This is a genomic window from Corynebacterium sp., assembly GCF_012837295.1.
GTDB lineage: Bacteria > Actinomycetota > Actinomycetes > Mycobacteriales > Mycobacteriaceae > Corynebacterium.
Window position 1 is genome coordinate 20,200 of sequence record NZ_DURI01000331.1, and the last position, 12,116, is coordinate 32,315.

Below are 12,116 nucleotides of genomic sequence, written 5' to 3' on the forward strand. Positions count from 1 at the left end.
CCGGTCTGTCTTTTCGGACACACCTGGGAACACTTGCTCGGTTCAGCAAGTTCCGGAAAAGATCCACTCCCACGATGAGGACAATCGCAGGTGACCCGGCCGGACATCCCCCACCCTGACACGCGAAACGGGCCCCGCACCGTGAAAATCACGATGCGGGGCCCGTCGGAAGGACCGCGGTCTGCGCGGTCCGAGACAACCATCCCCGACGCCGGAGACGAACTCCGGGAGTGTCGGGATCGGTATGGTCCCGGCTTCTACTCCTGGACCGGGACCAGCGAGATCTTGCCGCGGTTGTCGATGTCCGCGATCTCGACCTGCAGCTTGTCGCCCACGTTGACGACGTCCTCGACCTTGTCGATGCGCTTGCCGTCGCCGAGCTTGGAGATGTGCACCAGGCCATCGCGGCCCGGGACCAGGGACACGAACGCGCCGAAGGCGGTGGTCTTGACCACGGTGCCCAGGTAGCGCTCGCCGACCTTCGGCAGCTGCGGGTTGGCGATGGCGTTGATCTTCTCGATCGCGGCGTCGGCGGCCTCGCCGGAGGTGGCGGACACGAAGATCGTGCCGTCGTCCTCGATGGAGATGTTCGCGCCGGTCTCCTCGGTGATGCCGTTGATGACCTTGCCCTTGGGGCCGATAACCTCGCCGATCTTCGACTGCGGCACGGTGATCGTGGTGATCTTCGGGGCGAAGGGGCTCATCTCGTCCGGCTCGTCGATGGCCTCGGCCATGACCTCCAGGATGGTCAGGCGCGCGTCGCGGGCCTGCTCCAGCGCGTCGGCCAGCACCTTCGACGGGATGCCGTCGAGCTTGGTGTCCAGCTGCAGCGCGGTGATGAACTCGGACGTGCCGGCGACCTTGAAGTCCATGTCGCCGAAGGCGTCCTCGGCGCCGAGGATGTCGGTCAGCGCGACGTAGCGGGTGTCGCCGTCGACCTCGCCGGACACCAGGCCCATGGCGATGCCCGCGACCGGGGCGCGCAGCGGCACGCCGGCGTTGTACAGCGACAGGGTCGAGGCGCACACGGAGCCCATCGACGTCGAGCCGTTGGAGCCCAGCGCCTCGGAGACCTGGCGGATCGTGTACGGGAACTGCTCGCGCGACGGCAGCACCGGCACGATGGCGCGCTCGGCGAGGGCGCCGTGGCCGATCTCGCGGCGCTTCGGCGAACCGACGCGGCCGGTCTCGCCGGTGGAGTACGGCGGGAAGTTGTAGTGGTGGAAGTAGCGCTTCGAGGACACCGGGCCCAGCGAATCGATCTGCTGCTCCATCTTCAGCATGTCCAGCGTGGTGACGCCCAGGATCTGGGTCTCGCCGCGCTCGAACAGGGCGGAGCCGTGGGCCCGCGGGATCAGCTCGATCTCGACGCCCAGATCGCGGATCGCGTCGGTGGCGCGGCCATCGATGCGGAAGCCGTCGGTGAGGATCATGTCGCGCACGATCGACTTCATCAGGCCGTTGTACGCGGCGGCGATCTCCTTGCCACGCTCCGGGAACTGCGGCTCGAGGGCGGCGACGACCTCGTCCATGAAGGCGTTGGTGGCGTCGTCGCGGTCCTGCTTCGACGGCGTCTTCAGCAGCTCCGGCAGCTTCTTCGCGGCCTCGGACTCGACGGCGGCGTAGACGTCGTCGTTGTAGGCCGGGAACAGCGGGAACTCGCGGACGTCCTGGGCGGCCTCGCCGGCCAGGGACTGCTGCGCGCGGCACAGCTCGGCGATGAAGGGCTTGGCGGCCTCGAGGCCCTGCGCGACGACGGACTCCGTCGGCGCCGGACGGCCCTGGGCGACCAGGTCGGCGACGTGCTCGGTGGCGCCGGCCTCGACCATCATGATGGCCACGTTGTCCGCGGAGGCCTTGGCCTTGCGGGACTTGCCGCGGCCCTTGGCGGCGTTGTCGTCGGCCAGGCGGCCGGCGACGACGATCTCGAACAGCGCCTGCTCGTGCTGCTCGACGGTCGGGAACGCGACCCACGCGCCCTTCGGGTGGGCGTCGTCGGCGACCAGCGCCATGCGGACGGCGCCGACCGGGCCGGAGACCGGCAGGCCGGAAAGCTGGGTGGCGGCGGAGGCGGCGTTGATGGCCACCACGTCGTACATGTCCTTCGGGTCGAGGGACATGATGGTGATGATGATCTGGACCTCGTTGCGCAGGCCCTTCACGAACGTCGGGCGCAGCGGACGGTCGATCAGGCGGCAGGCCAGGATGGCGTCCTGGCCGGGGCGGCCCTCGCGGCGGAAGAACGAGCCGGGGATGCGGCCCGCGGCGTACATGCGCTCCTCGACGTCCACCGTCAGCGGGAAGAAGTCGAAGCCCTCGCGGGGGTTGTTGGACGCGCACGTCGTGGCGAGCATCATGGTCTCGTCATCGAGGTACGCGGTGACGGCGCCGTCGGCCTGTCGGGCCAGCTGGCCGGTCTCGAAGCGGATTTCGCGGGTGCCGAAGTCGCCGTTGTCGATGACAGCGACGGCCTCCACGATGTCGTCGTAGCCGTTGTCGTCGTAGTCGTACTGAGTGTCGGTCATGCGGGGAAAAACCACGTCTTTCGTTTGGTGTGCCCCCAGGGCGATCGTCGGTGCCGCCCTATTGTGTTCATCTCGGGGCATCGCGGAGACTCTACCACGGTGAACGCGAGAAAGCCCGCGGCAACCAGGGTGATCCTGGTCGCTGCGGGCTTTCCGTGCCGTCGCAAAGCGACGGCCGAAGCTCGTGCGAGGCTCTTAGCGGCGGAGGCCGAGGCGCTCGATGAGGTTACGGTAACGCTGGACGTCGTTGTCGGCCAGGTACTTGAGCAGACCCTTGCGACGACCGACGAGCAGCAGCAGGCCGCGGCGCGAGTGGTGGTCGTGCTTGTGGAACTTCAGGTGCTCCGTGAGCTGGCGGATGCGGGTGGTCAGCAGCGCGACCTGGGCCTCCGGCGAACCGGTGTCGGTCTCGTGCAGGCCGAACTCCTTGAGGACGTCGGCCTTCTCCTGGGTCGAAAGCGCCATGGGGCGTCTCCTTCGTGTCGATGGTTGTTTCAGTCCACTCGATGGCCCCGGTGCGACCGGCGGCGCGGCGACTGTTCGTGGACCACAGTCACGGCCAAGCGGCCAGGTTACCAGCAGCGGGGCCGGCAAACCTAATCGCGCCCCTGCTCCACGCCGAGGATGGCGCGGGTCTCGGCGACGTCGAGGTTCATGCGCTCGATGAGCGGGTCGATGCCGTCGAACTTCTCCATCCCGCGGATGCGGCCGACGAAGTCGATGGAGCCGGTGAGCCCGTAGAGGTCGGCGGACCGGTCGAGGATGAACGCTTCGACGGTGCGGGCGGTGTCCCCGAAGGTGACGTTGGTGCCCACCGACACGGCGGCGGGGTACGCGCGGCCGAGCTCGATGTCGCCGTCGGCGTCAACGTCGGTGCGCTCCGGCCCCTCGCTCGCGGTGAACCACGCCGCATAGACGCCGTCGGCCGGCACGGCCAGGCCGGGGGCGACGTCGATGTTGGCGGTCGGGAAGCCCAGCTGAGCACCGCCGCGCCCCTGGCCGTGGATGACCTCGCCGGTCACGCGATGCGGCCGGCCGAGGCAGTCGGCGGCCGCGGCGACGTTGCCCTCGGCGAGATGGCCGCGCACGCGGGTCGAGGACACGCGGTCTCCGCCCTCGGCGAGCAGCTCGACGATCTCCACCTCGATGCCGTGCGCGGCGCCCTGCCCGGGCAGCGTCTCCGTGGTGCCCGCCGCCTTGTGGCCGTAGGTGAAGTTCTCCCCCACCATCACGGCCTTGGCGTGCAGCGTCCCGGCGAGGATGTCGCCGACGAAATCCTCGGGCGACATCGCCGCGAGCTCGCGGTCGAAGCGCAACACGAGCATGGCGTCGATGCCGATCTCCTCCGCCAGCTCGGCGCGCCGCGGCCACGTGGCCAGCGTCGCCGGCGCCTTCTCCGGGGCGAACACGGCGATGGGGTGCGGGTCGAAGGTCACCAGCACCGCGGGCACGCCGAGTTCGCGCGCCCGCTCCACCGCGCGGCCGATGAGCCGCCGGTGGCCGAGATGGATGCCGTCGAAGACGCCGATCGTCACGACGGTGTCGCCGAGCTCGGCGGGTACCTGTTCAATCCCGTGCCAGATGTCCACGCGCCAACCCTACGACACGCCGCCGCCCGCGCGCCGAATAGGATGCCCCACATGAACGCATCCGGGAACGCCAACGCAGCGACCGCCGATCCGCTCGCCGATTCGGGGTTGGTCGTGGTGGACAAGCCGGCGGGGATGACCAGCCACGACGTCGTCGGCAAGCTGCGGCGCATTTTCGGGACGCGCCGCGTGGGCCATTCGGGGACGCTGGATCCGATGGCGACGGGCGTGCTGGTGCTGGGCGTCAACCGCGGCACGCGCTTCCTGCCGCACGTCCACGCCGACGCGAAGTCGTACGACGCGACGATCCGCCTCGGCTCCTCCACGGTCACCGACGACGCGGAGGGCGAGGTCCTGGCCACGGCCGCGCCCGAGCAGATCGCGACGATCGCCGACGAGGCGATCATGGCGGGCGTCGCGGCTCTGACCGGCGACATCATGCAGCGCCCCGCGTCGGTGTCCGCGGTGAAGATCGACGGGGTCCGCGCCCACGAGCGCATGCGCCGCGGAGAGGACGTCGTGCTCCCCGAGCGCCCGGTCACGGTCTCGCTTTTCGACGTCCACGCGATCCGTCGTCAAGCGGAATTCATCGATCTCGACGTGAGCGTGGATTGCTCGGCGGGCACGTTCATCAGGTCCCTGGCCAGGGACTTGGGGGCGAGCCTGGGAGTGGGCGGCCACATCACGGCGCTGCGGCGCACCGCGGCGGGCCCGTTCCGCATCGGCGGCGCGAAAACGCTGGAGGAACTCGAGGCCCATCCGGAGCCGACGATGACCCTCGACGAGGCGTGCCTGGCGTGCTTCCCCGTCCGCGACGTCACCGCCGACGAGGGCGTGGCGCTGTCGCAGGGCAAGTGGCTCGAGCCGGTCGGGATGGCCGGCGTGCAGGCCGCGCGGACCCCGGATGGGCGCGTCGTCGCGCTGATCACCGAGTCCGGCAAGCGCGCGAAGACGGTGTTCGTCGCCCGGCCGTCGACGATGTAGGGCGGAGAACTACCGCACGATCGCCGTGGCGATGACGTACCCGTTCTCCACGGTCCAGTGGCCCTCGATGAAGTGCACCGGGGTGGGGCGCACGAGGATGTAGGACACGAAGGTGCCGTCGGGGCGCAGGTCGATGTCGGCGTCCTCGAAACCGAGCCAGCGGCCCGTCAGCGGGTACCACGCCTTGTACGTGGCCTCCTTCGCGCAGAAGAGCAGGCGGTCGGTGCACTCCAGGCCGGTGGCGCCGATGGTGGCCAGTTCGCGGGGGCTGGCGATGGAGCCCAGCACGCCCTCGGGCAGCGGCTCGGCGATCTCCGCGTCGACGCCGATGGACTGCACCAGCAAGCGCGGGGCGACGACGGCGGCGCGGAACCCGCGGGTGTGGGTCATGGAACCGGTGATCTGGTTGGGCCACAGCGGCATGCCGCGCTCGCCGCGCAGGATCGGGCGCGCCGACGGGCGGCCCGTGAGTTCCTCGATGGCCCGGTGAGCGCACCAGCGGGCGTCGCCGAATTCGGCCTTCCGCGCATCGACGGCGCCGGCGACGAGATTGCGTTCCGCCGGGTCGAGCGCATGGTAATGGTCCAGGCTGTCACCGGTCGTCCACATCTGATGGAACGAGGCGTGAGCCGGGAGCATGGCCTTCGTGAGCACCGTCATCGAACCTCCATAACAGGGTAGGGCCACGTCCGGTCGCCTTCCCGCGGTTGCCATTCCCTGGGGTAGCCCAGGGAGACTTCCGTGTGCGGCACGCCGTCGACGACGGTGGTGCCGGGGATGTGCAGGTGCCCGTAGATGACGTGGCGGGCCTGGTACCGCGTGCCCCAGTCCTGCGTGTGCCGGGTGCCGGCCCACATGGACAATTCCGGGTAGTACACCGCGGCCAGCGGTTCCCGGGCGAGCGGCCAGTGGTTGACCAGGATCGTCGGCCCGTCGACGCGGGCGAGCCTGCGCACGGTGTACGCGAGGCGGCGCCGGCACCACAGCACCGGGTCGACGAAGGGGCGGATGGCGAACTCGTCGGTCATGACGACCTGGCTGGCGTTCGCCATTTCCAGCGCCTCGCCGATGGTCGTGCCGGCCGGGCGCCAGGAATAGTCGTACAGGGTGAACAGCGGGCAGATGGTCACGCCGCCGAACTCCGGGTACGGGTCCTCGGGCGTGAGCACGCCGAGGCGGCGGCAACCGTCGACGAGCTGCGCGTAGCGGTCCTCGCCCACGTGGGCGTCGGCGCCGCGGCAGAACAGTTCGTGGTTGCCGGGGACCCAGATCACCTGCGCCCAGCGGCGCGACAATTCGCCGAGGGTCTTGAGCACCAGCTCCGGCCGTTCGGCGACGTCGCCGGCGACGATGAGCCAGTCCGCGGGATTGCGCGGTTCCAGGTTCTCGATCACCGCCTTGTTCGCCTTGACGGCCACGTGGAGATCGGAAATCGCCCACAGGGTGGTCGACGTTGCGTCGTCGTCCGCCATAGGCGCCTCCTGTGATGTCTGGCGATGTCTCGCCGGTGATCGTGCGGTGATCCGTGAAGTCGGGTCTGGCCGGTATATCGTCGCCGATCACGGAATCGTAACGGATCGGCGGCGATTCACGGCAAGATTTTCGGCAAACCTGACTCTCAGGCAACTTTAGTCACAGTTGACCCATCGTCAACAATTTTGGGGTGACAAATGATCAGTCCTCCCCCGCCGCCTCCGTCCACTTCGGACCCCGGTAGCGCACCGCGACGAAGATGAGCCGCAGCACCATGAAGGCGAGCAGACCCGACCACACGCCGGTGAGCCCCCAGCCCATCGCCAGGGTCAGCCACACCGGCGGCAGGAAGCCGAGGACGACCGCCGTGATCGTCGCATTGCGCAGGAATGCCGCATCCCCCGCGCCGAGCAGCACGCCGTCGATGGCGAACACCACGCCGCCGACGGGAATCATGGCGACGAGAATCCACCACGGCCCCTCGGCGATGGCGGCGAGCACGCCGTCGGCATTGGTGAACGCGCGCGGCAGCAGCGAATCGAGCACCGCGAACACGCCCGCGAGCACCCCGGCGAAGACCGTCGACCAGGCGATCACCCGCCGCGCAGTGAACCGCGCCGCCGCCACCGACCCCACGCCCAGCGCCGCGCCGACCAGCGTCTGCGCCGCGATCGCCAGCGAATCGAGCACAAGCGAAAGCAGATTCCACAGCTGCAGCAGAATTTGGTGGCCCCCGAGCGAAAACGCGCCCAACCGCCCCGCCACGCCCGCCGCCGACAGGAACGCCACCTGGAACGCGAGCGAACGCAGGATCAGGTCCCGTCCCAGCACCAGCTGCCGCTTGATCAGCATCCAGCTCGGGCGCTTGTCGACGTCCCGGTCAGTGGCCGAGTCGACGAGCCGCCGGATGAAGAAGACCGCCGTCAGCGTCTCGCCCGCGATCATGGCCCAGGCCGAACCGTTCAGCCCCAGCCAACCGACCAAGGGCACGATGATCAGCGCAGCCGGGCCAAGGCCGCCGACGACGTAGAGGAACGGGCGCCGCGTGTCCTGCACTCCGCGCATCCAGCCGTTGCCGGCCTGGGATATGAGCGTGAGCGGGATTCCGAACGCCGCGATGCGCAGCCACCCGGCGGCGGCCCCCGCGACGTCCGGGTCGGGGGCGAGCAGCCGCGTGATGCCGCCCGCGAATATCTGGACCAGCGCGAAAAGCAGGGCGCCCACGAAGACGGCGACCCACGTCGCCTGCACTCCTTCGGTCACCGCACCCTTGACGTCGCCACGCCCGAAGGCCCGCGACGCCCGCGCGGTGGTGCCGTAGGCGAGGAAGGTCAGCTGCGCGGTGAGCATGGAGAAGACCGTCGCGCCTGCTGCCAGCGCCGCCAATTCGACGGCCCCGAGGCGGCCGACGACGGCGGTGTCCAGCAGCAGATACAGCGGCGGCGCCGCCAACACCCCGAGGGCGGGCAGCGCCAGGCCGAGGATCCGGCCCGCGGTGACGGGCCGGTCCACGTTGGTGCTCACGTCAGGCGCCGGCCTTCCCGATGGTCGCGGCCGCAGCCTCCGACGCGCCGATGAGTGCGCCGAGAACGCCGTCGCGGTCACCCGCGTAGCTGTAGCCGGCGGCGCGGAGGTGGCCGCCGCCGCCCATGAATCCGGCGACCGCCGCGGCGTCGATGTGCTCGGTCGAGCGCAGCGACACCGTCCAGTACCCGGGCTCGTACTCCTTGAACACGGCGGCGACGTCGCCGCCCTTCGTCGTGCGCACGACGTCGACGACCGCCTCCACTTCGTCGTGGCCGACGTCGGCCATGTCCTCGTTGGAAATGGTCACGTGCACCAGGCCGGCGCCGTCGGCCCAACCCGGGACTCGCCCGGCGGTGGCCATCACCCGGCCCAGGAAGGGCAGGTATTCGAATGGGTGGCCCTCGAGCAGCTGCGCGCCGATGGTCCGCGGGTCCAGCCCCTTGTTCAGCAGCCGCGCCGCTGCGGTGTGCATGCGCGATCGGCCGAACTGGAAGGACACCGTGTCGGTGAGCAGGCCCGCGTACAGCGCATGCGCCATGTCGCGGGTGAGCTTGATGCCCCAGACCTCGAAGAAGTCCAGGAGCACCATCGTCGAGGACTCGGACTCCTCGTCGACCATGTTCACCGTGCCGTAGCGGGTGTTCGAATCATGGTGGTCGACGACGATGAGCCGGCGCGACCCCAGCATCCGCTCGCGCAGGTTGCCCAGGCGCTCGGGGCTCGCGCAGTCGACGGAGACCCACGTGTCGACGGTCTCGGGGATGTCGCCTGGGGCGACGAAGAACTCCCAGCCCGGGATGGTCAGCAGCGACTTCGCGGGCAACTCGTCGTTGCCGTAGGAGGCCACCGCGCGGATGCCGCGCTGCCGGAGCGCCATCACCATCGCCGAGGCCGCGCCGATCGCGTCGGCGTCGGGATGGATGTGGCACACCACGGCCACGAATTCCGCGTCGGCCAGCATGTCCATCGAGTCCTGGATCGGACCCGACATCCGCCGGCTGATCGACTGCGACAGCTGGTGCGCCGCCTGCTCCGCCGGCCCCACGTCAGGCGTCCGGCTCGTCGTCGTGGCGGTACGGATCCGATTCGCCCGCGGGGGCGGCGCCTTCGCGCAGCTTGGCCAGCTCGGCGTCGCGTTCGCGGGTCTTGGCCAGCAGCTCCTCCATGTGGGCGGAGGCCTCCGGCACGGTGTCGACCTCGAACGCCAGCGTCGGCGTGTAGCGCACGCCGAGCGAGCGCCCGACGAGCGAGCGCAGCTGGCCTCGGGCGCGGTGCAGCGCCTCGGCGGCGGCCTCCCAGTCGGGATCCTCCTCGATCGTGCGGCCGCGGACGGTGTAGAACACGGTCGCGTCGTGCAGGTCGCCGGTGACCCGGCAGTCGGTGATGGTCACCAGTTCGAGGCGGCGGTCCTTGACCTCGCGTTCGATCGCGGCGGCGACGACCTCCTGGATTCGCTTGGCCATGCGGCGTGCGCGTGCGGGATCGGCCATCTCGATCTTCTCCTCTGGTCGGGGACTGTTCTGCGGCGCCGAACGCGAAGGGCTCGGCGCCGACGTTGTTGCCGGGCGGCGAGGTGATCGCGCCCGAACTCCGGCCACCCAGGATAGCCGCTTCCCCGGCGGCTTCGCGCCCGGCCCGCCCGATTGGGCGGGGTTGCGCACTCGCCCTCGGCGAACGGCCTGCGGCCCCCGCTTTCCGACGGCCCGCGCCCACGCCATTCCCCCGCGACGACGTAGCCGGCCCTTTCTTGCCGAGGCCTATCCGCCCCGCGCCCCACCACGAGTGGCCTTCATGGGCCACCGGCGCCGTAGTCCCCGGCGTCGCGAGGGTTCTCGTGCCATGGAGATGTCAACGCCACGTCGCCATCCGCGTTTGCCCAGGTCGCCGAAATCGATGGCATCTCCTTGGCACGAGCAGACCCGACGAAGTTCGCTTTCCGACGGCCCGCGCCCACGCCATTCCCCCGCGACGACGAAGCCGGCCCCCGCGCCGAATGGCGTGGGGGCCGGCCGTCGTAAAGCGAAGTGCCGTGAGGCACCGATCGCGGTACGATCCGCGGACTAGTCGCGCGGGACCTCGACCATCTCGTAGGCCTCGATGATGTCGTCGACCTGGATGTCCGGGTAGGACAGCACCATGCCGCACTCGTAACCGGCCGACACCTCGGTGGCGTCGTCCTTCTCGCGGCGCAGCGAGGTGATCGTCGCCTGCTCCGCGATGACGTTGCCGTCGCGGATGAGGCGGACCTTCGCGTTGCGGCGCATCTTGCCCGACTCCACCATGCAACCGGCGATGAGGCCGATGGCGGACGCCTTGAAGATGGCGCGGATCTCGGCGCGGCCGATCTCCCGCTCCTCGTAGATGGGCTTGAGCATGCCCTTGAGCGCCTGCTCCACCTCTTCGATCGCCTTGTAGATGACCGTGTAGTAACGGATGTCGACGCCCGCGGCGTTGGCGGCCTCGGTCGCCTTGCCCTCGGAACGGACGTTGAAGCCGATGATCACGGCATCCGACGCCTCGGCCAGCGTGACGTTCGTCTGCGTGACGGCGCCGACGCCGCGGTCGATGATGTTGAGCTGGACTTCGTCGTCCATCTCGATCTTCAGCAGCGCCTCTTCCAGCGCCTCGACCGTACCGGCATTGTCGCCCTTCAGGATGAGGTTGAGGGAGTTGGTCTCCTTCATGAACTCGTCCAGGTTCTCCAGGGAGACGCGGCGGCGGTTGCGGGCCTGCAGCGCGTTGCGGCGGCGGGCGTCACGACGATCCGCGATCTGACGAGCAGTGCGGTCCTCGTCCACGACCAGCAGGTTGTCGCCGGCACCACAGACCGACGTCAGACCCTGGACCTGCACCGGACGGGACGGGCCCGCCTCGGTGACGTCCTTGCCGTACTCGTCGACCATGCGACGCACGCGACCGTAGGCGTCGCCGACCACGATCGAGTCGCCGACGCGCAACGTGCCGCGCTGGACGATGACGGTGGCCACCGGGCCACGGCCACGGTCCAGGTGCGCCTCGATGGCGATGCCCTGGGCGTCCATGTCCGGGTTGGCGCGCAGATCGAGCGCCGCGTCGGCGGTCAGGAGGACGGCCTCCAGCAGCGACTCGATGTTCTCGTTCTGCTTTGCGGAGATGTCGACGAACATGGTGTCGCCGCCCCACTCCTCGTCGGTGAGACCGTACTCGGTGAGCTGACCGCGGATCTTCTGCGGATCGGCGCCCTCCTTGTCGATCTTGTTGACCGCCACGACGATCGGCACGCCGGCCGCCTTCGCGTGGTTGATGGCCTCCACCGTCTGCGGCATGACGCCGTCGTCAGCGGCGACGACCAGGATCGCGACGTCGGTGGCCTGGGCACCGCGGGCACGCATGGCGGTGAACGCCTCGTGGCCCGGGGTATCCAGGAACGTGACCTTGCGCTCGTGGTCCTCGAACATGACCGGCACCTGGTAGGCGCCGATGTGCTGCGTGATGCCGCCGGCCTCGTCGCCGCCCACGTTCGCCTTGCGGATCGTGTCCAGCAGGCGGGTCTTGCCGTGGTCGACGTGGCCCATGACGGTGACCACCGGCGGACGGATCATCAGATCGTCCTCGTCGCCCTCGTCCTCGCCGAACTGCAGGTCGAAGGACTCGAGGAGCTCGCGGTCCTCGTCCTCCGGGGAGACGACCTGGACCTTGTAGTCCATCTCGTCGCCCAGCAGCTGCAGGGTCTCGTCGCTCACCGAGGCGGTCGCGGTGACCATCTCGCCGAGGTTGAACAGGGCCTGCACCAGGGCGGCCGCGTCCGCGCCGATCCTCTCGGCGAAGTCCGACAGGGAGGCGCCGCGCGCGAGGCGGATGGTCTGGCCCTGGCCGTTGGGCAGCTTGACGCCGCCGACGACCGAGGGAGCCCGCATCGACTCGTACTCGTGCCTCTTCTGCCGCTTCGACTTGCGTCCGCGGCGCGGGGCGCCGCCCGGACGTCCGAAGGCGCCGGCGGTTCCGCCGCGGCGACCACCGCGACCACCGCGCGGGCCAC

10 protein-coding genes are annotated in these 12,116 nt (G+C 69.8%); 1 reads left to right on the forward strand and 9 read right to left on the reverse strand.

The window, feature by feature from the left end; genetic code table 11:
- Positions 1-257: 257 nt before the first annotated feature.
- From GX015_RS10930 to GX015_RS10940, 3 genes are all read right to left on the reverse strand, one after another.
- A complete protein-coding gene (locus GX015_RS10930) occupies positions 258-2,525 on the reverse strand; it encodes a polyribonucleotide nucleotidyltransferase (RefSeq protein WP_291345108.1) in 2,268 nt (755 codons plus the stop codon).
- A gap of 195 nt (positions 2,526-2,720) precedes the next feature.
- Positions 2,721-2,990, reverse strand: coding sequence for a 30S ribosomal protein S15 (gene rpsO / locus GX015_RS10935; RefSeq protein ID WP_291345110.1), 270 nt, complete (start codon positions 2,988-2,990; stop codon positions 2,721-2,723).
- 131 nt (positions 2,991-3,121) lie between these two features.
- Entirely contained in the window at positions 3,122-4,114 is a 993-nt protein-coding gene (locus tag GX015_RS10940; protein WP_291345112.1) for a bifunctional riboflavin kinase/FAD synthetase, read from the reverse strand.
- A gap of 51 nt (positions 4,115-4,165) precedes the next feature.
- Here GX015_RS10940 and truB point away from each other — a divergent pair, with 51 nt between their 5' ends.
- Positions 4,166-5,098 carry a tRNA pseudouridine(55) synthase TruB gene (gene truB / locus GX015_RS10945; RefSeq protein ID WP_291345114.1) on the forward strand — a complete coding sequence of 311 codons (933 nt, stop codon included), beginning with the start codon at positions 4,166-4,168 and terminating at the stop codon, positions 5,096-5,098.
- A gap of 9 nt (positions 5,099-5,107) precedes the next feature.
- On the opposite strand, the gene GX015_RS10950 is transcribed toward truB, so the two are convergent.
- The 6 genes from GX015_RS10950 to infB form a co-directional block, all read right to left on the reverse strand.
- A complete protein-coding gene (locus GX015_RS10950) occupies positions 5,108-5,737 on the reverse strand; it encodes a 4'-phosphopantetheinyl transferase (RefSeq protein ID WP_291345124.1) in 630 nt (209 codons plus the stop codon).
- Positions 5,738-5,754: 17 nt separating this feature from the next.
- Complete coding sequence (locus tag GX015_RS10955; protein ID WP_291345116.1) at positions 5,755-6,570, reverse strand: metallophosphoesterase; 816 nt, start codon at positions 6,568-6,570, stop codon at positions 5,755-5,757.
- Positions 6,571-6,772: 202 nt separating this feature from the next.
- Positions 6,773-8,095, reverse strand: coding sequence for an MATE family efflux transporter (locus tag GX015_RS10960; protein ID WP_291345117.1), 1,323 nt, complete (start codon positions 8,093-8,095; stop codon positions 6,773-6,775).
- A gap of 1 nt (position 8,096) precedes the next feature.
- Positions 8,097-9,143, reverse strand: a complete 1,047-nt coding sequence (locus GX015_RS10965) for a DHH family phosphoesterase (protein ID WP_291345119.1) — start codon at positions 9,141-9,143, stop codon at positions 8,097-8,099.
- Position 9,144: 1 nt separating this feature from the next.
- A complete protein-coding gene (gene rbfA / locus GX015_RS10970; protein ID WP_291345121.1) occupies positions 9,145-9,588 on the reverse strand; it encodes a 30S ribosome-binding factor RbfA in 444 nt (147 codons plus the stop codon).
- Positions 9,589-10,158: 570 nt separating this feature from the next.
- The coding region (infB, locus tag GX015_RS10975) for a translation initiation factor IF-2 (RefSeq protein WP_291345122.1) at positions 10,159-12,116 on the reverse strand (1,958 nt) is incomplete at its 5' end.

Coding starts and splice junctions, on each gene's coding strand:
- truB (WP_291345114.1), top strand. CDS start 4,166: ATGAACGCATCCGGGAACGCCAACGCAGCGACCGCCGATCCGCTCGCC.
- rpsO (WP_291345110.1), bottom strand. CDS start 2,990: ATGGCGCTTTCGACCCAGGAGAAGGCCGACGTCCTCAAGGAGTTCGGC.
- GX015_RS10930 (WP_291345108.1), bottom strand. CDS start 2,525: ATGACCGACACTCAGTACGACTACGACGACAACGGCTACGACGACATC.
- GX015_RS10955 (WP_291345116.1), bottom strand. CDS start 6,570: ATGGCGGACGACGACGCAACGTCGACCACCCTGTGGGCGATTTCCGAT.
- GX015_RS10950 (WP_291345124.1), bottom strand. CDS start 5,737: ATGCTCCCGGCTCACGCCTCGTTCCATCAGATGTGGACGACCGGTGAC.
- rbfA (WP_291345121.1), bottom strand. CDS start 9,588: ATGGCCGATCCCGCACGCGCACGCCGCATGGCCAAGCGAATCCAGGAG.